Origin of the sequence: Tistlia sp. (assembly GCF_040905785.1) — a bacterium.
In the GTDB taxonomy this organism is placed as follows: domain Bacteria; phylum Pseudomonadota; class Alphaproteobacteria; order Kiloniellales; family DSM-21159; genus Tistlia.
Genome location: NZ_JBBDQW010000062.1, coordinates 1 through 23,998 on the forward strand (window position 1 = coordinate 1; position 23,998 = coordinate 23,998).

The window sequence follows — 23,998 nt, forward strand, 5'->3', positions numbered from 1 at the left end:
CTACGCTCTTCGGGCTTCTCCTGGCGGATCTAGCCCGCCAGGAGCGATGCCGACCCCTTCCAGTATGAGAAATCCAAGCTAGCGTCCCTTTCAAACGCCCACGCGCTGCGGAGGACCACCGCCTTGGCGGAGCGCCCGCGGGTCCTCGTGCTGAACGGACCCAACCTGAACCTGCTGGGAAAGCGCGAGCCGGAGATCTACGGCAGCGCGACCCTGGCCGACGTCGAGGCCGACTGCATCGCGGTCGGCGACCGGCTCGGGCTGGAGGTGACCTGCCGCCAGTCGAACCACGAGGGCGAGCTGGTGACCTGGGTGCAGGAGGCGCGCGGCGCGCAGCAGGCCCTGGTGGTCAACGCCGGCGCCTACACCCACACCTCGCTGGCGCTGCACGATGCGCTGCGCGCCTGCGCCCTGCCGGCCATCGAGGTGCACCTGTCGAACATCCACCAGCGCGAGGACTTTCGCCGCCATTCCTACGTCGCCCTGGCGGCGGTCGGCATGATCTGCGGGCTCGGCCCGCTGGGCTACGAGCTGGCGCTGCGCGCCCTGGCGGCGCGCCTCGGCGCCGTCTCGAAAGACAAAGAAGCAATAGGGTCCAAGGCATGAGCAAGTTCCCCATCGACGAGGCCGCCGTCAGGACGCTGGCGGCGCTGCTCGACGAAACCGGCCTCAGCGAGATCGAGGTCGCCGAGGGCGAGCGGCGGCTGCGCGTCGCCCGCCAGGTGGCGCCGGTGCTGCAGGCCCACACGGCGGCGCAGGGGCCGGCCGCCCCGGTGTCTTCCGCGCTGCCCGTCGGCACGGCCCAGGGCCCGGCCGAGGGCACCGTCGCCTCGCCCATGGTCGGCACCGCCTACATGGCGCCGGAGCCGGGTGCTGCGGACTTCGTCGCGGTCGGCGACCGCGTCGAGAAGGGCCAGACCCTGCTGATCATCGAGGCCATGAAGGTGATGAACGCGCTGCCCGCGCCCCACGCCGGGACGGTCAAGGAGATCATCGTCGAGGACGGCCAGCCGGTCGAGTTCGGCGAGCCCCTGATGGTCATCGGCTGAGGGCGGGAAGCGGCCGATGTTCGAGAAGGTCCTGATCGCGAACCGCGGGGAGATCGCCCTGCGCATCCATCGCGCCTGCCGCGAGATGGGCATCGCGACCGTCGCCGTCCATTCGACCGCCGACGCCGACGCCATGCACGTTCGCCTGGCCGACGAGTCGGTTTGCATCGGGCCGCCGCAGCCGGCCAAGAGCTATCTCAACATGGCGGCGATCCTCTCGGCCGCGACGATCACCGGCGCCGACGCGATCCATCCCGGCGTCGGCTTCCTGTCCGAGAACGCCGACTTCGCCGCCATGGTCGAGGAGCACGGCTACGTATTCATTGGCCCGAGCCCCGAGCACATCGCGCTGATGGGCGACAAGGTGCGCGCCAAGGACGCGGCGCGCGAGCTCGGAATTCCCGTGGTGCCGGGCTCCGCCGGCGCCGTCGAGGGCGAGGCCCAGGCGCGCCGGGTCGCCGAGGAGGTCGGCTTTCCGCTGCTGATCAAGGCCTCCGCCGGCGGCGGCGGCCGCGGCATGAAGGTCGCGCTCGACGAGGGCGAGCTGATGCCCGCCTACTCGATGGCGCGCGCCGAAGCCAAGTCCGCCTTCGGCAACGACCAGGTCTACCTGGAGCGCTACCTGGCCCGGCCGCGCCACATCGAGATGCAGATGCTGGCCGACGGCCAGGGCGGCGTCGTCCACCTGGGCGAGCGCGACTGCTCGATGCAGCGCCGCCACCAGAAGCTGCTCGAGGAGGCGCCCTCGCCCGCCCTCAACGCCGCCGAGCGCCAGCGCATCGGCGACATCGCCGTCAAGGCCATGCTCAAGCTCGGCTACCGCTCGGCCGGGACGCTCGAGTTCCTCTACGAGAACGGCGAATTCTTCTTCATCGAGATGAACACCCGCCTGCAGGTCGAGCACCCGATCAGCGAGGCGATCACCGGCATCGACCTGGTGCGCGAGCAGATCCGCATCGCCGCTGGCGCGCCGCTCGGCTTCACCCAGGACGACATCAAGATCAACGGCCACGCCATCGAGTGCCGGATCAACGCCGAGGATCCGAAGACCTTCGCGCCCTCGCCCGGCCTGGTCACCGACTACCATCAGGCCGGCGGCCTCGGCGTGCGCGTCGACAGCCACCTCTACGCCGGCTACCGCGTGCCGCCGCACTACGACAGCCTGGTCGCCAAGCTGATCGTCCACGGCAACAGCCGCAACGAGTGCCTGATGCGCCTGCGCCGCGCCCTCGAGGAGATGGTCATCGACGGCATCGCCACGACGACGCCGCTGCACCAGGAGCTGATCGCCCAGCCCGACTTCATCGACGGCAACTACGACATCCACTGGCTCGAGCGCTGGATGAAGCAGAAGGCCGAGGGCTGAGCGCTCCCCGGCGCCGGGGCCGGCGGTCAGGCCACGGCGGGCTGGGGCTCGCGCTCCGGCTCGAGGTCGAACAGCGCCTTGCCCGTCTCGACGTCGAAGGGCGCGGAGTAGTGCTCGTGGACGACCTGCCAGCCGTCGCCGTGGCGGCGCAGGCCGGCGGTCATGCGCATCCAGCCGGTCTTGACCTCGCCGTCCGGGCCGGCGCCGCCGCAGCGCACCAGGGCATGGCAGAAGGCGAGCCCGCCCTCCCCCAGGATCTTCAGGTCGTGGAGCTCGAAGACCATCGGGCCGGTGCAGTAGGCCATGCAGGCCTCCCAGTGCCTGCGATAGGCCTCGCGGCCCTCGAAGCGCAGCGCGACGATGGCGTCGAAGGCCACGACCTCCTCTGCGTAGGGCGCCATGATGGCCTCCAGGTCCTGCGCCTGCACGGCCTTCGTCCAGTTGGCGAAGTGCGCACGGATTTCCGCTTCGAGGCTGCTTGCCGTCCGCTTGTCCATGTCTCTTTCCTCCAGCATTTGCGCAACCGGGCGGCTCAGCCGCCGCTGATCGCGGTGATGATGTCGACCTCGCCGCCGGGGGCCAGCGGTGTCGTCAGCTGCGCGCGCCGTCCCTCGACGAAGACATTGATGTTGCGGCGCACCGCCGGCCGCGAGTCGCACAGCCGGTCGCGCATGCCCGGCCAGCGCGCCTCCAGCCCGTCGAACAGCTCGCCGACCGTCGCCGCCTCGAGCTCGAGCTGCCGTGGCGCCCCGGGAAAGAGCGCGCGCAGGGCCGCGGGCAGCCGGACGAGGACCGGCGCCGGGGACGCCTGGGGTGCGTGGGCGCTCATCGCCGGGCCCTCCTCACGACCGGCCTCACGCCTCGACGACCAGCGTCTCGACCGACAGGATCGCCGGCAGGTGCTGGGCGATGCAGCGCCAGTCCTCGCCCTCGTCGGCGCTGGCGTAGAGGGCGCCGCCGCTGGTCCCGAAGTAGACCCCGGCCGGGCTCAGCGGATCGGTCGTCATGGCCTGGCGCAGCACTCCGAAATAGGCGTCCTGCTGCGGCAGCCCGGCGCGCAGGTCCTGCCAGGTCGCGCCGCCGTCGCGGCTGCGCCAGACCGCGGCCTTGGCGTCGGGCACGTAGCGGCCGGCGACGTCGCCGTTGAGCGGCAGCAGGTAGAGCGTCTCCGCGTCGCGCGGATGGGCCGCCGCCGGAAAGCCGAAGGTCGAGGGCAGGCCGGCCTCGATCGAAGTCCAGTTCTGCCCGGCGTCGTCGCTGCGGTACATGCCGCAATGGTTCTGCTGGTAGAGGCGGTCGGGCCGCCCGGCCGCCATGACCAGGCTGTGGACGCACTGGCCGACCTCGGCATAGCGCTGGTCCTCGGGCGCGTAGTCCTGCCGGGTCCCCCGGTTGCGCGGCTGCCAGCTCTCCCCGCCGTCGGCGGTGTGGAAGACCCCCGCCGCCGAGATCGCGATCCAGAGCTGCGCCGGGTCCTGCGGGTGGCGGACAATGTGGTGCAGGATCAGGCCGCCGCCGCCAGGCTGCCACTGCGGCCGCGAGGGGTGCCGGCGCAGGGCCTCGACCTCGCGCCAGGTCCGGCCGGCATCGTCGCTGCGGAACAGCCCCGCCGGCTCGACGCCGGCATAGAGCGTCTCGCCGGCCGCGGCGAGGCTCCAGCCGGACTTGATCGGCTCCTCGCCCTCCGGATAGGCGAGGCCCTCGCTGGAATGGCTCCAGCTCTCGCCCAAGTCCTCGGACTTCCAGACCGCCGGGCCGAACCACTCGTTGCCGCCGGTGCCGTAGATCGCCCCGCTCGTCGGGTCGCCGACGAGATGGTTGATCGGCCAGGTCTCGCAGAAGGGGCCGCGCAACGCCCAGTCGCGCCGCTCTCCGTCGCTCTGCGCGATGAAGGCCCCCTTCTTTGTGCCGATCAGCAACAACACTTTCTCAGGCATTCCCGGCCTCCCTCGGCTGCTCGGATGTTCCATAACTTGACAATTTCGTTGACATCAACATAATATGGTCATGACCGAGCAGAACCCGCTGCCCTATGAGACGACCCTTGAAGTGCGCGACGCCTGCCTCTGCCTGCACGTCCAGCGCGCCGCCCGTGCCCTCGCACGGCGCTTCGACGAAGCCCTGCGCCCGCTCGGGCTGACCAGCGGCCAGTACTCCCTGATGATGTCGCTGAACCGGCCGGCGCCGCCGAGCATGCGCCAGGTCTCCGAGGTCCTGGCCATGGACCGCACGACCCTGACCGCCGCCCTGAAGCCGCTCGAGAGGCGCGGGCTTGTCTCGGTCGAGGTCGACCCCCAGGACCGGCGCAGCCGGCGCCCCAGCCTGACCCCGGCCGGGCGCGACCTGCTCGCCCGCGCCGTGCCGGTCTGGCGCCGGACCCATGCCGAGATCGAGCGGCAGGTCGCCGGCGGCGACGCCGACCGTCTGCGCGCCGACCTTGTCGCCCTGTCGTGAGGCGGATCGCCAGTGGGCCATCCCGGCTCAGCCCTGCTGCGCGCCCGGCAGTGGATGCGCGAAGCTCCAGGCGTGACCGAAGGGATCGAGGACCTGGCCGTAGCGGGCCCCCCAGAAGGCGTCTTCCGCCGGCATCGTGACGGTCGCCCCGGCCGCGACGGCGCGCGCCATCGCCGCGTCGCAGTTCTCGACTTCCAGATGCAGCGTCACCGGCGTCCCGCCGAGCTCGCTCGGCGGCCCCTGGCGACTGCAGCCCTCGCCGCCGAGCCCGAACTCGGGAAAATGGTCGCGCAGGAAGACCCGCGCGCCGTTGATCTCCAGTTCCGCATGCATCAGCCGGCGACCGTCCTCGGCCGGCACGCGCAGCGTCTCGGTGGCCCCGAGGGCCTTGCCGTAGAAGGCCAATGCCGCCGAGGCGTCGGCCACGACCAGATGCGGAACCACTCCCTGCTGCTCAAACATGCGCGCTCCTTGCTTCGCTGTTGGTCTGGCCGCGACCGTCCAAGACGCGCGCGCCGTTCTAGGTTGATATCAACCTACACTCGCCTTGTCAAATGCCGCCGGAGTGCTCTACGGGCGCGCTGCCGGCTTACCTGCCTGCGGCAACTCGGCTATCCTGACGGGCGATGCGCCTGACTCCCGAACTGCTGCTTCGCGCCTATGCCCTCGGCATCTTCCCGATGGCCGAGAGCCGCGAGGATCCGGAGGTACACTGGATCGATCCGGAGCTGCGCGGCATCCTGCCGCTCGAGCAGTTCCACCTGCCGCGCAAGCTGAAGCGGCTGATCCGCCGCGGCGCCTTCACCGTGACCTGCAACCGGGACTTCCTGGGCGTCGTCCGCGGCTGCGCCGAGCGCAAGGAGGAGCGCCCGGAGACCTGGATCAACGAGACCATCGAGCAGCTCTACGGCGAGCTTCACGCCATGGGCTTCGCGCACTCGGTCGAGACTTGGACCAGCGACCCGGACGGCACGCCGCGCCTGGTCGGCGGCCTCTACGGCGTCGCGCTGGGCAGCGCCTTCTTCGGCGAATCGATGTTCACGCGCGTCACCGATGCCAGCAAGATCGCGCTGGCCCATCTGGTGTTCCTGCTGCGCAAGGGGGGATTCCAGCTGCTCGACACGCAGTTCACCACGCCGCACCTGCGCCAGTTTGGCGCCCTCGACGTGCCGCGCGACCACTACAAGGCGCTGCTGTCGCGCGCCCTCATGGCCAGTGCGACCCTGCCGGAGGAGCTGAGCGACGCGGAGCTGACGGCCGCCCTCGACAGCCTGCCGGGCGCCGATGACTGAACGCCTCCCGCGTGGCGAGGCGCGCCAGCGCGCCCGCCCGCACTTGGACTCACAAGGCGGCCTTGCGCCTGTCCGGCCACCCGGCCTCCTCGGCCGACTCGCCGTCCCCCTCGCCCGGCTCCTGGCCGGAACCGGCATCCGAGGCGGCATCCGGGCCGCCTGAGGCACCCGGCTGGTCGCCGGCCGCTTGCGCGGTCTCCGCCACCATGGGCACAGCCGGCTCGTCGCCGGTCGGCGGAGCGGCCTCGGCGACGGGCTCTTCGGTGGTCGGCGTCTCGGCGTCGTCGACCTGGCTGCGGATCCGCTCGAGCAGGCTGCGGGCGTCCTCGGCAGCGGCGGCGCGCAGGGCCTCGGCCTCCTGCTCCAGCTCCTGTTCGACGACGCAAGCAGCGGCGAGGCGCGCGGTGAAGTCGTCGGGTTCTTCCGACCCCTCGCCGTCGGCCAGCGCCGAACCCTCGTCCTCGGCGGCGAGCGGCGCAGGCTGCGGCTGCTCGGTGGGCTCAGGCTCGGTGGGCTCGGCCTCAGGGGTCTCAGGCTCGACCAGCTCGGGTCCGGTCGGCTCGGGCTCGGTCGGCTCGGGCTCGGCCAGATCGGGCTCTGTCGGCTCGGGGTGCTCGGCCGAAGGCGCCAGTCCGGAGACCCGCGCCTCCAGGGCGTAGATGGCGTCGGCGAAGCGGCTGCGGCTGCCGGTCTCGACCGCCTCGAGCAGGCCGGCGAGCAGGCCGCGAAGCTCGGCGTTCTCGGCTTCGGCGCGCTCCTTGGCCTCGCGGGCCTCCAGGCTCTTGGTCTCGAGCGCCGCCATCAGGGACACCAGCTGCGAATGCCGGCTCTGCTCCTCGGCCTCGCGCTCGGTCAGGGCGCGCGTCGCGCGCTCCACCCGCCCCTTCAGCTCATCGAGATCGTCCATGCACCAGGCTCCCGCAATCCGGGCCCGAGGCTAGGGCCGAATGGTTAGCCTTTTACTAAAGATTGCAGAAAGGGTCACCCCTTCGGCGCCGCCTCGCCGTCCGCCGCGTCCTCGGGCGGTGTCTCCTCGGGCGGTGTCTCCTCGGGAGGGGGCGCCTCGGAGAGGCAGTCGAGGACCCAGACGTCGTAGACCGGATGCTCGAGCCCGTTGACGGCCGGCGAGGAGGCATACATCCAGCCGGCGAAGGCCGTCACCTCGCTCGCCCCGGCGCGATCGGTGATCTCCAGATAGGCCGCGGATTCCGGGGTCTCCTCCGGCGGATTTTTCCAGCAGGCGAGGACGCGCAGGGTCAGGCCGCCGAACTCGACCGGCTCGCCGACCGGCACCGTCACACGCGAGATCCGGGCCGTGACCTTGTCGAGCCCCTGCAGCTCGGCGAACGGCAGGGAGGTCGCGCGGGTCATGCGCTCGGCGTCGCCCTGCGCCGCTGCCGGCCCCACGGCGAGGGGTCCCGCGAGCAGAAGCACCGCGGCCAGGAGCGCCACGGGCAAAGCCGCTGCCAAGCGGGCGGCCAGGGTGTGGAGGCGGCCTCTCATCGCGGGGTCTTCCGGTAGGGATTGGCGAGGCCGTCGACTAGGCCGTGCAGGAAGGCGCGGATCTGCTCCTCGTCGGCGCCCATCAGCAAGCCGTCCTCGAGGGCGTCCTGCGCGAGCTCGCGAATCTCGGTCAGGTTCTCGTTCATGACCTTGATCTTCTCGCGGCAGGAAAGCGGCGTGCCGTCGGGCGCGCGCCACACCGGGAAGTCGCCGTCTGCCGTCGGATCGGTCATGCTTCAAGGGTGTAGTGCGCCGCCCCGCCACCCGCAAGGCCGACCCGCGCCCCAGGAAAGGAAAGAGCCATGAAGATCCTCCAGGAGTTCCAGACGTTCGCGGTCAAGGGCAACGCCATCGACCTGGCCGTCGGCGTCGTTATCGGTGCCGCCTTCGGCAGGATCGTGGCCTCCCTGGTCAGCGACATCATCATGCCGCCGCTCGGCCTGCTGCTCGGCGGCATCGATTTCTCCGACTTCTTCGTGACGCTCAGCGGCGGCAGCTACCCGACGCTGCAGGCGGCACAGGAGGCCGGCGCCGCTACCCTCAACTACGGCCTCTTCGTCAACGCCGTGGTGCAGTTCCTGATCGTCGCCTGGGCCATCTTCCTCGTCGTGCGCCAGCTCAACAGGCTGGAGCGCAAGAAGGACGACCCGGCCTCGCCGGTCGAGCCGCCGCGCGACGAGCAGCTGCTCGCCGAGATCCGCGACCTGCTGAAGCAGCGGGCCTGAGCGCGGCCGTGCCGGGACGGCCGGTTCACGCCGGAAGGCGTGCCGCGAAGCGCAGGCGCACGTAGTCGGCCCACCAGGAGCCGTCGGGGTTGCGCAGCTCGACGGCGAGCGCCTCGGCGACCTCCCGTTTGGCTGCCGGCCGCTCGGCTTCGGGCAGCTTCGACAGGAAGGACTCGCCGAAGGTGTCGAGCCAGTCGACCAGGTGCCCCGGCAGCGGCGTCGGCCGCTCGAAGAGCTCGAGGCGCTCGACGGCGAAGCCGCCCTGCTCGAGCAGCGCGCGGTACTCCGCGGCCGCCGGGAAGAACCAGGGCGAGGCAGCGCGACCGTCGAGCCCGCGGCGGTCCAGGGCCGCGATCAGCGCCTCGTGGATGCGCCGGACGTTGGCGCCACCGCCGAACTCGCCGACGAAGCGGCCGCCGGGCTTGAGCGCCCCGCGCACGCCGGCGATCACCGCGGCGGGATCGCGCATCCAGTGCAGCGCGGCGTTGCTGAAGACCGCATCGAAGCGGCCCTCGAAGTCCAGGGTCCGGCCGTGCATCACCTGGGCGTCCATCACCTGGGCGTCGAGGCCGCGCGCCCGCGCCGCCTCGATCTGCTCGGGGCTGGAGTCGACGCCGACGACTTGGCAGCCCAAGACCGACAACTCCTCGGTCAGCGCCCCGTCGCCGCAGCCCAGGTCCAGGATCGTCTCGCCCGGCTCGGGCGCCAGCCACTCGAGCACCGGCAGGCCCAACTCGGCGACGAAGCCGGCGTTGCGCTGGTAGCGGACCGGATCCCAGGACTGGGCGGTCACCGGAGCCCCGTTCCGCAGCGCCGCCGCCTCACTGCACCGTCACGCTGTCGTCCGAGGGCGCGCCCTCCGCGGGTGCGACGTCGCCGCCGCCGAAGATGAAGCGTCCGACGAGGTCGATGACGTTGATCGCGCCCTGGGTGCGCGCGATCGAGCCGCCGTCGGCGATGTTCTCCAGCGAGCCGCCGGGCTGCAGCTCGACGTAGTTGCTGCCGAGCAGGCCGTCGGGGACGATCCGCGCCGAGGTGTCGGAAGGCAGCTCCACGTTCTGGTCGATGTTCATGCGGATGATCGCGTCGAAGGTCTGGGAGTCGAGCGACTGGCCGGACACCGTGCCGATCTTGATGCCGCTCATGCGGACCTCCGAGCCGGTCGCGATGCCGGTCGCGTCGTCGAAGCGGGCGGTGACGCCGTAGCCCGAGCCGATGCCGCTCAGTCCGCCGACCGAGAAGGCGAAGACCACGAAGCCGGCTGCGACCAGCAGCACGACTCCGCCCAGGATCGTCTCGATGATGTTGCGATGCATCGTTCTTCGTCCTCAGCTCTCCGGTGTCCAGGGCGGTGCCCCAGCGGAGCGCCGGGAGCCTTCCCTGGGAGCGCCGCCTCCACCGGAAGGCGTCACTCGGGCGACCAGGCCTCGTAGTCCCCGGTCGCGCGGTCGCGCTTGCCGCCGAGCAGCGTATGGCCCGGCGGCCTGTAGGCCTGCCCCGTGCCCGACAAGTTGTGCTGATGGTCCTTCATCCAGGTCCGCCGGGCGATGCCCTCGGCCGGAGGCGTCTCGTTGCTCCAGTGGTGCAGCCAGGCGTGCCACTCGGGGGGCACCCGGCTCGCCTCGTCGGGGCCGTCGGCATAGATCACCCAGCGCCGCTCGCGTCGCAGCGAGTCGCGGTGCACCGTCCCGCCACCTTTCTGGCGGAAATAGCTGTTCCCCTCCTCGTCCCGGCCGACGAGCTCGCCGTTCAGCCAGGTGAAAAGACGCGTGCCCAGCGTCGCCATCTCTGCTCCGAATTCCGTGGCCGGCCCGAGGGCCTGAAAAGGCGCGCGGGACTATCGCATCGGCGACCCAGGGCGTCCAGTGGGCTGCCGCCCGCCCCGCCCGGGCCTGGCGCCGCCGGCGGCAGCCCGCTGGACAAGCGGGTGCCGCCACGCTAGAGGCGGCAGGGGGAGGACGAGGCCAATGCCCGATTTCTGGCGCGATTCCGGCTACCATCTGCTCGAACCCCGCCCCGACGGCCGGCTCGGCATCACCGACCCCTACCTGCGCGCCTACTGGAACCGCCCGGAGGTCAGGCCGGTCGCCGAGTCCAACGAGGCCGAGCTCGCGCTTCACCAGGCCCTGCTGGATTCGCCCCGCCGCGCCGTCCCCGAGGCCGAGCTGCAGGCGCTCGAGGATCCCGACGCGATCCAGGCCTACCGCATCGTGCTGGCGTTCCGCGAGCGCCTGGCCAGCGCCGGCAGCGTGGAATCGGCCTACCTCGACCTGGTGCTGAACCCGCCGGACCTTGCCGCCGGCGAGCCGCCGGTGCCGCCGCTGTTCTTCGACCAGATGGCCCATGTCGTGCTGCGCGCGATCCTCGAGGGCAGCGACCAGCCGCTGCGCGCCCGTGCCGCGGAGCTCCTGTTCCGCGCCCAGAAGGTGACGATCAGCGACGGCCACGTCATGTCGGCCGACCTGGAGACCGTCGAGATGTACGCGACCAGCGGCGGCTTCGGCTCCCTGGGCGAGCTGCTGGTCGAAGCCCAGACGCCGCTTCGGACCATCGAGCTCGACGTGCTGACCTCCGAGAACGCGCAGCTCTACTGGAGCCGCGACGCGCGCCACGACACGGTGATCAACCTGAACTTCGCCGGCGACGGGCTGGACGCCCTCTGCCGGATCCTGGAGGCCTGGGTGCGGCGCTTCCTGTCGGTCGAGGTCGCGATCCACCCGGTCCAGGAGATCCGCGACGAGCGCTGGGTCTGGCACGTCGGCCTCGACGCCGAGGGCACGCGGCTGCTCAACGACCTCTACCAGGGCCGCGAGGTCGGCGAGGCGCGCCTCGCCCGCCTGCTCTCGCTGTTCCGGCTGGAGTTCCGCAACCCGACCGAGATGCGTGCCGACATCGCCGGACGGCCGGTCTACCTGGCCCTGGCCATGGACGAGGCGGGCGACCTGCGCCTGAAGCCGCAGAACCTGCTGGTCAACCTGCCGCTGGCCGAGCGCGCATGAGCCCGCCGGCCGCCGTGCCGGCGGCCCCGAGCCCGACCCAAAGCTCGGCCCCGAACCCGGCGCTCGGCCAGCTCCTGGCGCTGGCCTCGGCGACGGCTTTCGGCGCGATCACCACCCTGGCCGCGCTCTCCTATGCCTACGGCGCCACGCCGATCACCCTGATCGTGCTGCGCTTCGGCCTCGGCACGGCGGTCTTCGTCCTGGTCTGCCTGCTGCGCCGCGCACCGCTGCTGCTGCCGCGCGAGGCCCGCGCCACCGGCTTCCTGACCGGCCTGTTCTGGTTCCTGGCCTCGGTCGGCTACCTGGGCTCGGTCAACTTCATCCCGGTCAGCCTGGCGGCGCTGATCTTCTTCACCTTCCCGATCCTGACCGCGCTCGGCGAGGCCGCCCTGGAGCGGCGCCGGCCGCGGGCCGGAGAGCTCGCCCTGCTGCTGCTCGCCTTCGCCGGCCTGGCCCTGGCGATCGGCCCGAGCTTCCGGTCGCTCTCGCCGATCGGCCTCGCCCTGATCGCGCTCGGCGCCACCGGGGCGGCCGGCCTGTTCCTCTCGATGCGCGGCATCGTCGTGCGCCACGAGCCGGTCACCGTGCTGGTCACCCTGAACCTCTCGGCGAGCCTGCTCAGCCTGCTGACGCTGCTGCTGCTCGGCGGCTGGAGCCTGCCGACGGCGGCCGCGGCGCCGGCCGACGCCGGCGCCTGGATCGGCTGGACCGCCCTCAGCCTCGGCGTCCTCGCCTACTTCGTCGCGATCTTCCTGCAGTCCGGCTCGGTGCGCCACGCCGGGGCGAGCCGCGCCGCGCTGTTCTTCAACCTCGAGCCGGTGGTTTCGATCCTCGCCGCGGCGCTGCTGCTCGGCGAGCGCCTGAGCCTGCAGCAGGGCGCCGGCGCCCTGCTCGTTCTGGCGGCCCTGATCCTCGCGGGGCGACGCCGCAGGTAGCCTAGCGTCAACCCCTATATGTCGCGTGCCGGCCGAATAACCTTCTAGATCTGGTTGGGTACCTGTGGTTTCATCCCTGTCCGCCAAGAGCGACGGGGCGGGTCGGGTGCGATGGCGCCTTGCTCGGCAAGGGACGACGCCGATCCCTCCCACCCCACCCGCGCGGCGGCAGTTCAAAGTCCAAGCGCGCTCGAGGGGGAGCAGTCAGGCCATGCGTATCGTCCGCCGATTCACGACCGAGGACCGGGACGTCTACGAGGCGATCCCCTTCCGCCTGACCCAGAGCGAGATCCGCAATCCCGACGGCTCGGTCGTCTTCAAGGCGGACCAGATCGAGGTCCCGGCCGACTGGAGCCAGGTCGCTTCCGACATCCTGGCGCAGAAGTACTTCCGCAAGCGCGGCGTGCCCAACGTCCTGCGCCGCGTCGAGGAGGCCGACGTCCCCGAGTTCCTGTGGCGGGGCGCGCCCGACGAGAGCGTCCTGGGCGGCCTGCCCGAGACCGAGCGCTCCGGCGGCGAGACCTCGGCCAAGCAGGTCTTCGACCGGCTCGCCGGCACCTGGGCCTACTGGGGCTGGAAGGGCGGCTACTTCGACACCGAGGAGGACGCCCGCGCCTACTTCGACGAGATGCGCTACATGCTGGCGTGCCAGATGGCGGCACCGAACTCGCCGCAGTGGTTCAACACCGGCCTGCACTGGGCCTACGGCATCGACGGCCCGAGCCAGGGCCACTACTACGTCGACTACCGCTCCGGCGAGCTGACCCGCGCGACCGGCGCCTACGAGCATCCGCAGCCGCACGCCTGCTTCATCCAGTCGGTCAACGACGACCTGGTCAACGACAACGGCATCATGGACCTCTGGGTCCGCGAGGCGCGGCTCTTCAAGTACGGCTCCGGCACCGGCTCCAACTTCTCCAAGCTGCGCGGCGAGAACGAGCCGCTGGCCGGCGGCGGCAAGTCCTCGGGGCTGATGAGCTTCCTGAAGATCGGCGACCGCGCCGCCGGCGCCATCAAGTCGGGCGGCACGACCCGGCGCGCCGCCAAGATGGTGACCGTCGACCTCGATCACCCGGACATCGTCGACTACGTCAACTGGAAGGTCGTCGAGGAGCAGAAGGTCGCCGCCCTGGTCTCCGGCTCGAAGCTCTGCGCGCGCCACCTCAACGCGGTCATGGCGGCCTGCAACGCCGCGCTGGCAGAGGGCGTGGTCGAGGGCGACGCCGAAGCCGCACTCGATCCGAAGCGCAACGCGCCGCTCAAGGCCGCGATCAAGGCGGCGCGCGCCGTGGCGATCCCCGAGAGCTACATCAAGCGGGTCATGCAGTTCGCCGCCCAGGGCTACGCCCGCGTCGACTTCCCGACCTACGACACCGACTGGGACTCCGAGGCCTACCGGACGGTGTCGGGCCAGAACTCGAACAACTCCGTGCGCGTGCCCAATTCCTTCCTCGAGGCGGTGCTCGAGGACGCCGAGTGGCAGCTGATCCGGCGCACCGACGGCAAGGTCGCCGAGACCCTGCAGGCGCGCGAGCTGTGGGACACGATCGCCCACGCCGCCTGGGCCTCGGCCGATCCCGGGGTGCAGTACGACACCACCATCAACGAGTGGCACACCTGCCCGGCCGGCGGGCGGATCAACGCCTCCAACCCCTGCTCGGAGTACATGTTCCTCGACGACACGGCCTGCAACCTGGCGTCGCTGAACCTGCTCGCCTTCCTGGACGACGACGGCCGCTTCGAGCTCGAGGCCTACGAGCACGCCACCGCGCTGTGGACCGTGACCCTCGAGATCGCCGTGCTGATGGCGCAGTTCCCGAGCCAGCAGATCGCCCAGCTCAGCTACGAGTACCGCACGCTGGGCCTCGGCTACGCCAACATCGGCGGCCTGCTGATGTCCATGGGCCTGGCCTACGACAGCGACGAGGGCCGCGCCCTCTGCGGCGCGCTGACCGCGATCCTGACCGGCGTCGCCTACCGCACCTCGGCCGAGATGGCGCGCGAGCTCGGCGCCTTCCCGCGGTTCGAGGAGAATCGGGAGGCCATGCTGCGGGTCGTCCGCAACCACAGCCGCGCCGCCCACGGCACGCGCGGCGGCTACGAGGCGCTGTCGGTCAAGCCGGTGCCGCTCGACATCGCCAACTGCCAGGACCCGCGCCTGGCCGAGGCCGCGGCCCGGGCCTGGGACGAGGCGCTGAAGCTCGGCGAGGCGCACGGCTTCCGCAACGCCCAGACCTCGGTGATCGCGCCGACCGGCACGATCGGCCTGGTCATGGATTGCGACACCACCGGCATCGAGCCGGACTTCGCCCTGGTCAAGTTCAAGAAGCTGGCCGGCGGCGGCTACTTCAAGATCATCAACCGCACGGTGCCGCGCGCCCTGGCGACCCTCGGCTACGACGAGGCCCAGGCCGAGGAGATGGTGCGCTACGCGGTCGGCCGCGGCACCCTGCGCGGCGCCCCCGGCGTCAACCACGAGAGCCTGAAGGCCAAGGGCTTCACGGCGGCGGCGCTGGATGCCCTGGAGAACGCCCTGGCGAGCGCCTTCGACATCAAGTTCGCCTTCAACAAGTGGACTCTCGGCGAGGAGTTCTGCCGCAAGGTGCTCGACCTCGCGGACGCGCAGCTCGACGACCTCGGCTTCGACATGCTCGCCGCGCTCGGCTTCACCAAGGCCGAGGTCGAGGCCGCCAACACCTACGTCTGCGGCGCCATGACCCTGGAGGGCGCGCCCTACCTGAAGGACGCGCACCTGCCGGTCTTCGACTGCGCCAACGCCTGCGGCCGGATCGGCAAGCGCTACCTCTCGGTCGACAGCCACATCCGCATGATGGCGGCCGCCCAGCCCTTCATCTCGGGCGCGATCTCCAAGACCATCAACATGCCGAACTCGGCGAGCGTCGAGGACTGCAAGCAGGCCTACCTGCTGTCCTGGAAGCTCGGCATCAAGGCCAACGCCCTCTACCGCGACGGCTCCAAGCTGTCGCAGCCGCTGGCCGCCTCCCTGATCGACGAGAGCGAGGACCAGGACGAGGTCGCGGAGGCCATTGCCGCGGCGCCGGCCGCCGCCAAGGCCGCCAACGTCGCCGAGCGCGTCGTCGAGAAGTTCGTCGAGCGGATCGTCGAGAAGACCGTCTCGGACCGCCGGCGCCTGCCGCAGCGGCGCAAGGGCTACACCCAGAAGGCCGTGGTCGGCGGCCACAAGGTCTACCTGCGCACCGGCGAGTACGAGGACGGCCTGCTCGGCGAGATCTTCGTCGACATGCACAAGGAGGGCGCCGCCTTCCGCAGCCTGATGAACAACTTCGCCATCGCGATCTCGATCGGCCTGCAGTACGGCGTGCCGCTCGAGGAGTTCGTCGAGGCCTACACCTTCACCCGCTTCGAGCCCTCGGGCATGGTCGAGGGCAACGACGCCATCAAGATGTCGACCTCGGTGCTCGACTACATCTTCCGCGAGCTGGCGATCTCCTACCTCGGGCGCCACGACCTGGCGCACGTCGCCCCCGAGGACCTGGCGCCGGACACGACCGGCAAGGGCGAGACCCAGTCCGACGTACCCGACGCCTCGAGCGCCCGGGTCATGCAGGAGACAGTGCGCCGCGTCGCCTCCAAGGGCTACGTGCGCAGCCTGACGGTCTTCCCCGGCGGGATGGGCGGCGGCGGCAGCCAGCAGGGCGGCGTCCAGGGCGCGACGGCCCTGGCGATGGAGCCCCGGAGCTACGCGGTCTCCGAGGTCGCCTTCGGGCAGGAGACCCTGATCGAGGAGGAGATGGCCGACGAGCTCTACCTGCGGCGGCTGCGCGAGGCGCGCCTGAAGGGCTACGAGGGCGACAACTGCGGCGAGTGCGGCAACTTCACCCTGGTGCGCAACGGCACCTGCCTGAAGTGCGACACCTGCGGCGGCACCAGCGGCTGCAGCTGAGAGCGGCGACCGGCGGCAGCCCCAGCAGCTTTCGAACCTTCCGTGCCTGCTGCGCGTTGAGAGGGCGAAGCCCAGCCAGAGGAGCCGCCGGAGCATGTGCAACCGCCTTATGGACCGCCGCAAGCTGATCCGGGGCCTGGCCGCGGGCAGCGTCATCGCCTTCGCCGGCGCGACCTCCGGCTGCACCCAGAGCGAGATGCTCGGCCGCGACCAGCTGCTGCTGGTTTCGAACGACCAGCTGGCACAGCTCGCCGCCGGCACCTGGAAGCGCACCCTCGACCAGGAGGGCGTGGTCAACAACCGCGCCTACGACGAGCGCCTGACGCGGGTCGCCGGGCGCATCGTGACCGCCGCCGGGCGCGGCGACGAGAGCTGGGAGTTCGCGGTCATCCAGGACGACTCGCTGAACGCCTTCGCGCTGCCCGGCAACAAGATCGGCGTCAACGGCGGCATGATGGACTTCGTCCAGAACGACGACCAGCTGGCGGCGATCATCGGCCACGAGATCGCCCACGTGGCGGCCCAGCACTCGGCCGAGCGCTACTCCCAGCAGATGGTCAGCCAGATCGGCATGAACGTCGCCTCGGCCGCCATGGCCGCGAGCAACACGCCGGCCGCCAACGAGATCGCGGCGGTGCTGGGCGCCGGCCTGAACTTCGGGGTGATCCTGCCATACTCGCGCCGCCACGAGCTGGAGGCCGACAGCCTGGGCGTGCAGTACATGGCGCGCGCCGGCTACGATCCGCGCGAGGCCATCGCCTTCTGGCGCCGGATGACCGAGGAGCAGGGCCGCTCCCAGCAGCCCGAGTTCATGTCGACCCACCCGGCCGACCAGACCCGCATCGACAACCTGCAGGAGCAGATCCGCCGCCTCGGCTGATCCGCCAGCCCTTGGGTCGGACGCCGTCGGGTCTGGTTAAGCGCGCCCGCCTTCGCTATCGTCCGCGCCGCCGCCCGCCCTCTCGGGGGCAGGAGCGGCCACCCCTCACGAGGCGCGACAGCGCGAGCCCGCAGGAAGGAGACCCGTACCATGGCCGGAAAGATCGACGCGAAGCTGAAGGAGCTCGGCATCGAGTTGCAGGAGCCGGCGGCGCCGGTCGCCAACTACGTCGGCTACGTGATCACCGGCAACCTGGTCTTCGTCTCCGGCCAGGTCACCCTCGACGGCGGCCAGCTCAAGTACCAGGGCAAGGTCGGCGCGGACATCTCCCTGGAGGACGCCCAGAAGGCGGCGCGCCTCTGCGCGGTGAACATCGTGGCACAGCTCAAGGCGGCCTGTGGCGGCGACCTCGACCGGGTCAAGCGCATCGTCCGCCTGGGCGGCTTCGTCAACTCGACGCCCGACTACACCCAGCAGCCCGAGGTGGTGAACGGGGCCAGCGACCTGATGGTCGAGGTCTTCGGCGAGGCCGGCAAGCACTGCCGCGCCGCCGTCTCCGCCGGCGCACTGCCGCGCAACGTCGCGGTCGAGGTCGACTGCATCGCCGAGATCGCGAATTAGTCGACTGGACTGCCCATATCAACGAAACGGTACGCCAGCGCGTAGCTCGCGGGGTAGGCAAACAGTCGAGGCTTCTTCGCTCTCAACGCGCCCGCACTTGTCCGACGCGGATAACGTGCTCTACCCTCAAGCTGTGCGTAGGCATACCGCAACCGTCGGCGGACCTGCTGTCTATGACCGAAAGACCCGAGCATCTACCCGACTACTCTCACCCACCGGTTCATGAGGTGGTTGCTGGAGTGCAGTTCGATAGCCTTCCCCTAGAGTTGATCGACTTTGGAAGGCTGTGGGAGCGCTTCCTACCGCGGTACCGGACGCAATCTGCACAGATGCCGCTGGATCCTGTATTTGAGACGTTTGTTCAGCGCGCGTCGCGCAAGAGCCTGCGCCCGCAGATTCAAGTAATGGACAGGCTAGAGCTTCCGCGCGCGTGGTTTATTTCAGAGGATGAATCTGACCTACTACAAATTCAACGAGATCGCCTCATCCATAACTGGAGGAAGAGAAGCGGCGGAACGACATATCCTCACTTCGAGTCTGTTTTAGCAGAGTTGTTTAGAGACGTTGAAACAGTACGATCGTTCTTCAGAGAGACTAAAGAAGGGTGGAGCGATTTTGAAGTAAACCAGTGCGAGGTTGTTTACGTGAACCATATCCCCTCCAACGGGATGAGATGTGGAGAAATATTTTCTGTCTGGAATACTGACTGTGTGCTCGGCGACTTCGAAAGAGGTTCCATGAACATAACGAGTGTAATAAGACGGGGTGAGAATCCAACTGCGCGCCTTCGCGTCGACATAAAGCCTTTGATGGATGAGAATGATGCGCTAATTTGGCAACTCTCTCTGACTTATCGTGGATCACCTCAAGAGCCCACGTGGGAAAGCGCCGCTGAGACTTTAAAAGAGGGACGAGAACACATAGTCCAGAACTTTACGAACTTGACCACGGCAAAGATGCATACTGCTTGGGGAAGAAAACGATGAGCTTAGCGTCCGGGGATCACGAGACATTTTGGCCCGAGAGTATTCGCCCGCAGCGCCGTCCCACTAGTAGGCTGAGGGACAGTAGATCTGAAACGGTAACCGATCTGTTCCCGGACACTGGGTCAGAAGAAGCGAGACTAGCGGCGGCTGCACTCGCAGATCTCTTGCAGCTTCCTGAAGGCTGGGATGGTACTGACGCCAGACGCGTATCATACGATGTCTTCCAATTTGCTTTGGAAATGTTGAACCAGCTCGATTCTGCGCCGAGCGGTGCACGGGCTCAGTTCGTACCGCTAACTCACGGTGGCGTGCAGGTCGAGTGGCACTCTCTTTCTGGAGACCTCGAGATCGAGATACGCCGTCCGTTCCGCTTTGAGTATTTTTTTGAAGATGCGAGAAGCGGCCAAACGGAAGAGGCTGTGGGCACAAATGATTTTCGCCGGGTTGAGCAACTGTTGCAGCGCCTGTAGGTGAAAAGGCACCTAGCATGGGCGCGCCACAGTTCGACAAAAACGGCTATGCTTTACCCTATGACGACCCAGATGTCGCTGACGCAGACGAGCTGGTTCGCCATATCCACCCAACAATGGTTGTCGACGACCCCAAAAAGCCTGGAGGCCGACGCCTAAGCTCCGGATGCTTTAAATCGTCGAGCACGCCACATCGCGGCATTTCTGTCAATGTTGAGCGACTGGTGTTCGCAGGTGGCCGCTTGATTGAGGAGCTTGTTCCTGAAAACCATGGATTTGCGAAGATACGAGCTGAAGTACCGAGACGGCTAGACCTTCTTGTGGGGCAGCACGCGCTCCCAGAGAATCCCTTCCACGCGGAGATCTGGGCGCGGAATTCAGCAGTCACCAAGAGTGCATCGAGAGCGCTCGCACTAGCCGCCCAGATTGTTACATTCCCGACCTGATATCAGCCCCTCCACCACTGCACTCTTGACCCGCCGCCGGCGCCCGGTTCAACTGGATCATCATGCCCGACAGCGACCCCGCGCCTTCCTCCGACCTGCTGCGCGAAGCCGAAGCCTTCGTCGCGGCGCATCCCGAGATCAGGGCTTTCGAGGCCCTCTTCGCCGACCTCTCGGGCGTCGTGCGCGGCAAGCGCTACCCGATCGAGGACCTGCCGAAGCTGGCCCAGAGCGGGCTGACCTTCCCGGCCTCGGTGTTCCTGCTCGACACCCAGGGGATGAGCCACGATCCGGGCGGCCGGGGCTTCTCCGACGGCGATCCCGACGTCTTCGCCCGGATGATCCCCGAGACCCTGGACCCCGTGCCCTGGTCCTCGATGCCGCTGGCCCAGTGCCTGCTGGAGTTCGACCGCGGGCCCGGCCAGCCGCTTGAGCTCGACCCCCGCTACATCCTCAAGCGCTGCGTCGACCGGCTGCACGAGCTCGGCCTGAAGCCGGTCGTGGCCTTCGAGCTGGAGTTCTACCTGGTCGACAAGGAGCGCACCCTCGAGCGCGGCCCGCAGCCGCCGATCAACCCGCTGACCCGCCAGCGCGAGGCGGCGACCCAGGTCTACGGCATGGACCAGGTCGACGCCTACGGCACGATCCTGCAGGAGATCATCGAGGCCTGCGCGATCCAGGGCGTGCCGACCGGCGCGATCACCGCCGAGTACGCCCCCGGCCAGTTCGAGATCAACCTGCGCCACGTCGACGATCCCGTCGGCGCGGCCGACGACTGCATCCTGTTCAAGCGCGCGGTGCGCGGCGTCGCGCGCAAGCACGACCTGCAGGCGACCTTCATGGCCAAGCCCTATCCAGAGCGCGCCGGCTCGGGTCTGCACCTGCACGTCAGCCTGTTCGACGAGGCCGGCCGCAACGTCTTCGACGGCGCACGGGAAGGCGGCGGCGCGCTGGCCAGCGCGACCCTGCGCCACGCCATCGGCGGCGTCCTCAAGACCCTGCCCGACGCCATGGCGATCCTGGCGCCGAACGTGAACTCCTACCGCCGCTTCGAGCCGAACATCTTCGTGCCGATCAACCGCTCCTGGGGCTTCGAGAACCGCTCGGTGGCGCTGCGCGTTCCGATCGGCGACGGCCAGTCGCGGCGCATCGAGCACCGGGTCGCCGGCGCCGACGCCAACCCCTACCTGGCCCTGGCCACGGCCCTGGCCGGGATCCACCACGGCATCGTCAACCGGATCGATCCCGGTCCGCCCACCGAGGGCAACGCCGGCACCGCCTTCGACCCGGAGCTGCCGATGCGCCCGCGCCGCGCCGTCGACGTGCTGGCCGGCTCCGCGGTCATGGACGACTACCTGGGCACCGGCTACCCGAAGCTCTACGCCGCCTGCAAGGAAGCCGAGTACGACGAGTTCGAATGGCTGATCTCGCCGCAGGAGTACGAGTGGTACCTGTGACATATTGATTTCATTGATGTTTTTAGACTTTGTGCCCCCTTTTTAGACACCACAGATCAATGACTTACAGGACCGAGTCTAAAATATCGGCGGGTATGCCCGACCGCCTCGCCGAGGCCGCCTCGTTCTACTGGCGCCGGCTCGCCAAGCTTGGCCGAGCCCGTGGCGCAGCGCAGGCCGCCTGGGAGGTTGCGCTGGCTTCCCTCGGCGTGGATCCGGCCCCGCCCTACGCCCGTCGCTCGGCCGCCGATTGGTGCCTCGCGCGCGACCTGCAACAGGCCATCGCCGACCGCGCGGCCCCTTCTCGCCGCGTCACTCGCCGCCGGGCGCGGGAAACCGCCCCCCCGACTCCTGCGCAGTGAGGATGCTGCTAGCGGGTGGCAGCAGCTGACATCGCCGCCTACGTGGCGGGAAATGGGACGACCCGGCGGGGCGGGCGGCGCCAAGGCCGCGACCGTCTGACGCTCTTCCCTAACCTTAGGGCGGCGCCATCTGTTTGGAGTGGCGCGCTCTTCCGCATGGCACCTTTACCCATTAGAAACGTTGAACAGGTCAAGCTGGCGTGCCAAATTGGCGACGTGGAAGGCCACAGTGATGCTGCCGCACAAAATCTAGCGGTTCCAGAAGCCGACGCAACAACATGCAGCGACGCAGCATTCCACTGACGCGCGCGCCACGTAGGCGCGCCTCCAAGGAGGGAGAACAGAATGAACCCGGTTACCAAGAAGCGCGAGGCCGCTCGGAACGGTTCCGGTCGTCCGCAACCGCCGCTGTACGACTACAGCGATCAGGTGACCGACGAGCACCTTTCCCGAATCGACGAACTCGTCGATCAGGACAAAGTCCGCGATATGGAAGTGGTTAGTGGCCCCGGCTGGTAAAGCCGATCGGGAGTGGTCCTTCTGGCCCCCCCATAACGCACCAGCGGCACTAGACATCGTCTGGTGCCGCTTTCCATTCGTAGAAGATCCCGACAACCCAGCGCCTAAGGCTCGACCGTGCCTCGTGCGGCGCGTCCTGAGGGACGCGGACGGTCACACCTATGTCGAAGTCGCGTTTGGCACGTCGAACGCGCGCAGCTACTCGGGCCTCGACCTCTATGTCGCCAATCTGGTGGACATGAACGAGATGGGCCTGCCCCAGGCGACCGTGTTCCAGCTTGGTCGGACGCGGCTTCTGCCATGGTCCAAGGAGTGGTTCACGGTGCGTGAAGACTGCAAGACGCCCATCATTGGGCATCTGAACGAGCGCATGGTGGAGTATCTGAACCTCCTTCTACGACAACAGCGGCGATAGCGGAGGCTGAGCAGCGCCCTCCGCCGGCCCCTATCCCAGCACGGCGCGCTGGCCCTCGATCAGCCGCACCAGGGTCGCCGATTCCGGATCGATCCGGCCGTCTCCGGCGCCGCCGTCGAGGCGCGGCCGTAGGTAGGCCTCGGCCTGGTCGCCGAAGGCCAGCAGCTCGGCGGCCGTCGCCGGCGCCCAGGCCAGCAGCTCGCGATAGTTGCGCGCCACGACGGCCGCCCGGGCTGGCGCCAGGTCAAGCCCCGCCGCCTCTGCCCGCTGCACCGCCGACGCCGCGCGCCGGCAGCGCACGATCGCGCGGGCGTAGAGTCCGCTTCGCCGCTTCTCACCACAATCCATGTTGGTTTCCTTCCCCCCCGCGACCCGCGTCGGCGATCGCCCCCGGCCCGGCTCTCTCGGGCCGGGTCTATTGCCCGCCAGAGTAGAGCCACAGATGGTTAACCGATTCTTGCGGGCGCAGACCACAGGCGCAAAAAAGGCCCGCCGATACCACCCTGAAAAGGGACGGCGCCGGCGGACCTGGTCGACAACTAGAGCGGTCCGATCTTAGTCGGAATCGCAAATGGGATTCCCCGGCTTGGGGATGATGTGATTCAAGTGGTCTGCTGGAGCAGGAGGCCAGCAGCCCATGGCTCGACCGCTATCGACTGACCTGAGAGAGCGTGTTGTAGCCCGTCATGAGGCGGGCGAGAGCATCCGGAGTGTGGCTTCGCAGTTCGACCTGGCGCCGTCGACGGTGTCGAAGTGGTCACAGCGGCGGCGCGAGACCGGCAGTGTCGGCCCAGCGAAGTTCGGTGGCTATCGTCGCCGTCTGCTGGAGCCGCACCGGGAGCTGGTTCACCGCTTGGTTGCGGAGAGGCCGCATCGGCCAGTGAGGGAGCTGCAGGCCGAGCTGGCAGCGCTGGGGATCAGGGTATGCGAGGAGGCGGTGCGGACCTTCCTGCACGCCGAAGGTCTCAGCTTCAAAAAAAACCGCGTTCGCGACTGAGCAGGATCGCCCGGATGTCGCCAGGCGGCGCCTGCAATGGCAGGCGCGTCAGGCGAGCATCGAGCCCGAGCGCCTGGTCTTCATCGACGAGACCTGGGCCAAGACCAACATGGCTCCGTTGCGTGGCTGGGGCCCGCGCGGCCACAGGCTGATCGGCAAGGCACCCCACGGCCGTTGGCGGACGCTCACCTTCCTGGCCGCGCTGCGCCATGACCGGATCGAAGCACCCTGCCTCTTCAACGGGCCGATCAATGGCCAGAGGTTCCTGGCCTACGTCGAGCAGTTCCTGGTTCCGACCCTCAAGCGCGGCGACATCGTGGTTCTCGACAATCTCGGCAGCCACAAAGGCAAGGCCGTACGCAGGGCGATCCGCGCCACCGGCGCCAAGCTCCTTTTCCTGCCGCCCTACAGCCCAGACCTCAATCCCATCGAACAGGTCTTCGCCAAGCTCAAGCACTGGCTCCGACAGCTCCAGCCCCGCTCCAGCGACGAAATCCACAACGCCCTCGGCACCATCCTACAGCGCTTCGACCCCCAGGAATGCGCCGCCTACCTCGCAAACTCAGGATACGCTTCCGCCTAAGGTGGGAACGCTCTAGC

The 23,998-nt window shown here is 69.1% G+C and carries 28 protein-coding genes; 17 read left to right on the forward strand and 11 right to left on the reverse strand.

Annotated features, from left to right (window positions below):
• Window positions 1-123: 123 nt before the first annotated feature.
• Genes aroQ through accC form a run of 3 tightly spaced genes read left to right on the forward strand, consistent with a single transcriptional unit; the run spans window position 124 to window position 2,415 of the window.
• Complete coding sequence (gene aroQ, locus WD341_RS14015; RefSeq protein WP_368426090.1) at window positions 124-606, forward strand: type II 3-dehydroquinate dehydratase; 483 nt, start codon at window positions 124-126, stop codon at window positions 604-606.
• The gene (gene accB / locus WD341_RS14020) at window positions 603-1,049 is read left to right on the forward strand and encodes an acetyl-CoA carboxylase biotin carboxyl carrier protein (RefSeq protein WP_368426091.1); all 447 of its coding nucleotides are present in this window, start codon (window positions 603-605) and stop codon (window positions 1,047-1,049) included. The genes aroQ and accB overlap by 4 nt, the downstream gene beginning before the upstream one ends.
• A gap of 16 nt (window positions 1,050-1,065) precedes the next feature.
• Complete coding sequence (gene accC, locus WD341_RS14025) at window positions 1,066-2,415, forward strand: acetyl-CoA carboxylase biotin carboxylase subunit (RefSeq protein WP_368426092.1); 1,350 nt, start codon at window positions 1,066-1,068, stop codon at window positions 2,413-2,415.
• Between the two features lie 26 nt (window positions 2,416-2,441).
• On the opposite strand, the gene WD341_RS14030 is transcribed toward accC, so the two are convergent.
• Genes WD341_RS14030 through WD341_RS14040 form a run of 3 tightly spaced genes read right to left on the reverse strand, consistent with a single transcriptional unit; the run spans window position 2,442 to window position 4,352 of the window.
• A complete protein-coding gene (locus tag WD341_RS14030; protein WP_368426093.1) occupies window positions 2,442-2,912 on the reverse strand; it encodes a nuclear transport factor 2 family protein in 471 nt (156 codons plus the stop codon).
• A gap of 35 nt (window positions 2,913-2,947) precedes the next feature.
• Window positions 2,948-3,244 carry a MoaD/ThiS family protein gene (locus tag WD341_RS14035; protein WP_368426094.1) on the reverse strand — a complete coding sequence of 99 codons (297 nt, stop codon included), beginning with the start codon at window positions 3,242-3,244 and terminating at the stop codon, window positions 2,948-2,950.
• A 25-nt stretch (window positions 3,245-3,269) separates the two neighbouring features.
• A complete protein-coding gene (locus tag WD341_RS14040) occupies window positions 3,270-4,352 on the reverse strand; it encodes a WD40/YVTN/BNR-like repeat-containing protein (protein WP_368426095.1) in 1,083 nt (360 codons plus the stop codon).
• Between the two features lie 70 nt (window positions 4,353-4,422).
• On the opposite strand from WD341_RS14040, the gene WD341_RS14045 reads away from it, so the two are divergent.
• Window positions 4,423-4,869 carry a MarR family winged helix-turn-helix transcriptional regulator gene (locus tag WD341_RS14045; protein WP_368426096.1) on the forward strand — a complete coding sequence of 149 codons (447 nt, stop codon included), beginning with the start codon at window positions 4,423-4,425 and terminating at the stop codon, window positions 4,867-4,869.
• 27 nt (window positions 4,870-4,896) lie between these two features.
• On the opposite strand, the gene WD341_RS14050 is transcribed toward WD341_RS14045, so the two are convergent.
• Complete coding sequence (locus WD341_RS14050; protein WP_368426097.1) at window positions 4,897-5,331, reverse strand: VOC family protein; 435 nt, start codon at window positions 5,329-5,331, stop codon at window positions 4,897-4,899.
• A 164-nt stretch (window positions 5,332-5,495) separates the two neighbouring features.
• Between WD341_RS14050 and aat the strand changes: the two genes are divergently transcribed.
• On the forward strand, window positions 5,496-6,161 hold the full coding sequence (gene aat / locus WD341_RS14055) for a leucyl/phenylalanyl-tRNA--protein transferase (RefSeq protein ID WP_368426098.1): 666 nt from the start codon (window positions 5,496-5,498) through the stop codon (window positions 6,159-6,161).
• A gap of 49 nt (window positions 6,162-6,210) precedes the next feature.
• Here aat and WD341_RS14060 read toward each other — a convergent pair whose 3' ends face one another.
• From WD341_RS14060 to WD341_RS14070, 3 genes are all read right to left on the reverse strand, one after another.
• A complete protein-coding gene (locus WD341_RS14060; RefSeq protein WP_368426099.1) occupies window positions 6,211-7,068 on the reverse strand; it encodes a hypothetical protein in 858 nt (285 codons plus the stop codon).
• Between the two features lie 74 nt (window positions 7,069-7,142).
• Window positions 7,143-7,664 (reverse strand): DUF2155 domain-containing protein, encoded by a 522-nt coding sequence (locus WD341_RS14065; RefSeq protein WP_368426100.1) that lies wholly within the window; start codon window positions 7,662-7,664, stop codon window positions 7,143-7,145.
• Window positions 7,661-7,897, reverse strand: coding sequence for a hypothetical protein (locus WD341_RS14070; RefSeq protein ID WP_368426101.1), 237 nt, complete (start codon window positions 7,895-7,897; stop codon window positions 7,661-7,663). Before WD341_RS14070 ends, WD341_RS14065 begins: the two co-directional genes overlap by 4 nt.
• Window positions 7,898-7,966: 69 nt before the next feature.
• Here WD341_RS14070 and mscL point away from each other — a divergent pair, with 69 nt between their 5' ends.
• On the forward strand, window positions 7,967-8,389 hold the full coding sequence (gene mscL, locus WD341_RS14075; protein WP_368426102.1) for a large conductance mechanosensitive channel protein MscL: 423 nt from the start codon (window positions 7,967-7,969) through the stop codon (window positions 8,387-8,389).
• Window positions 8,390-8,414: 25 nt separating this feature from the next.
• Here the strand turns inward: mscL and WD341_RS14080 are convergent, their stop codons facing one another.
• From WD341_RS14080 to WD341_RS14090, 3 genes are all read right to left on the reverse strand, one after another.
• Window positions 8,415-9,182 (reverse strand): trans-aconitate 2-methyltransferase, encoded by a 768-nt coding sequence (locus tag WD341_RS14080; protein WP_368426103.1) that lies wholly within the window; start codon window positions 9,180-9,182, stop codon window positions 8,415-8,417.
• 28 nt (window positions 9,183-9,210) lie between these two features.
• Window positions 9,211-9,705: an outer membrane lipid asymmetry maintenance protein MlaD gene (mlaD, locus tag WD341_RS14085; RefSeq protein WP_368426104.1), complete on the reverse strand. Its 495-nt coding sequence runs from the start codon at window positions 9,703-9,705 to the stop codon at window positions 9,211-9,213.
• A 92-nt stretch (window positions 9,706-9,797) separates the two neighbouring features.
• Window positions 9,798-10,175 carry an NADH:ubiquinone oxidoreductase subunit NDUFA12 gene (locus tag WD341_RS14090; RefSeq protein ID WP_368426105.1) on the reverse strand — a complete coding sequence of 126 codons (378 nt, stop codon included), beginning with the start codon at window positions 10,173-10,175 and terminating at the stop codon, window positions 9,798-9,800.
• 181 nt (window positions 10,176-10,356) lie between these two features.
• Here WD341_RS14090 and WD341_RS14095 point away from each other — a divergent pair, with 181 nt between their 5' ends.
• From WD341_RS14095 to WD341_RS14140, 10 genes are all read left to right on the forward strand, one after another.
• Complete coding sequence (locus tag WD341_RS14095) at window positions 10,357-11,388, forward strand: DUF6352 family protein (RefSeq protein WP_368426106.1); 1,032 nt, start codon at window positions 10,357-10,359, stop codon at window positions 11,386-11,388.
• Window positions 11,385-12,323: a DMT family transporter gene (locus WD341_RS14100; RefSeq protein WP_368426107.1), complete on the forward strand. Its 939-nt coding sequence runs from the start codon at window positions 11,385-11,387 to the stop codon at window positions 12,321-12,323. The genes WD341_RS14095 and WD341_RS14100 overlap by 4 nt, the downstream gene beginning before the upstream one ends.
• A 211-nt stretch (window positions 12,324-12,534) precedes the next feature.
• The gene (locus WD341_RS14105) at window positions 12,535-16,248 is read left to right on the forward strand and encodes a vitamin B12-dependent ribonucleotide reductase (RefSeq protein ID WP_368426108.1); all 3,714 of its coding nucleotides are present in this window, start codon (window positions 12,535-12,537) and stop codon (window positions 16,246-16,248) included.
• 94 nt (window positions 16,249-16,342) lie between these two features.
• Window positions 16,343-17,128, forward strand: coding sequence for a M48 family metallopeptidase (locus WD341_RS14110; protein ID WP_368426109.1), 786 nt, complete (start codon window positions 16,343-16,345; stop codon window positions 17,126-17,128).
• A 150-nt stretch (window positions 17,129-17,278) separates the two neighbouring features.
• Window positions 17,279-17,749, forward strand: a complete 471-nt coding sequence (locus WD341_RS14115; RefSeq protein WP_368426110.1) for a RidA family protein — start codon at window positions 17,279-17,281, stop codon at window positions 17,747-17,749.
• A 173-nt stretch (window positions 17,750-17,922) separates the two neighbouring features.
• Window positions 17,923-18,735 (forward strand): TIGR04255 family protein, encoded by an 813-nt coding sequence (locus WD341_RS14120; RefSeq protein ID WP_368426111.1) that lies wholly within the window; start codon window positions 17,923-17,925, stop codon window positions 18,733-18,735.
• 242 nt (window positions 18,736-18,977) lie between these two features.
• Window positions 18,978-19,205, forward strand: coding sequence for a hypothetical protein (locus WD341_RS14125; protein WP_368426112.1), 228 nt, complete (start codon window positions 18,978-18,980; stop codon window positions 19,203-19,205).
• Between the two features lie 508 nt (window positions 19,206-19,713).
• Window positions 19,714-21,105, forward strand: a complete 1,392-nt coding sequence (locus WD341_RS14130; RefSeq protein ID WP_368426113.1) for a glutamine synthetase family protein — start codon at window positions 19,714-19,716, stop codon at window positions 21,103-21,105.
• 707 nt (window positions 21,106-21,812) lie between these two features.
• A complete protein-coding gene (locus tag WD341_RS14135) occupies window positions 21,813-21,986 on the forward strand; it encodes a hypothetical protein (RefSeq protein WP_368426114.1) in 174 nt (57 codons plus the stop codon).
• Between the two features lie 124 nt (window positions 21,987-22,110).
• Window positions 22,111-22,401 (forward strand): hypothetical protein, encoded by a 291-nt coding sequence (locus WD341_RS14140; protein ID WP_368426115.1) that lies wholly within the window; start codon window positions 22,111-22,113, stop codon window positions 22,399-22,401.
• A gap of 30 nt (window positions 22,402-22,431) precedes the next feature.
• Here WD341_RS14140 and WD341_RS14145 read toward each other — a convergent pair whose 3' ends face one another.
• Window positions 22,432-22,749: a hypothetical protein gene (locus WD341_RS14145; RefSeq protein ID WP_368426116.1), complete on the reverse strand. Its 318-nt coding sequence runs from the start codon at window positions 22,747-22,749 to the stop codon at window positions 22,432-22,434.
• Window positions 22,750-23,038: 289 nt separating this feature from the next.
• Between WD341_RS14145 and WD341_RS14150 the strand changes: the two genes are divergently transcribed.
• A protein-coding gene (locus WD341_RS14150; RefSeq protein WP_368426117.1) for an IS630 family transposase occupies window positions 23,039-23,981 on the forward strand; the annotation gives its coding sequence in 2 pieces (ribosomal slippage) (window positions 23,039-23,376 and window positions 23,375-23,981; 945 coding nt in all).
• Window positions 23,982-23,998 lie beyond the last annotated feature (17 nt).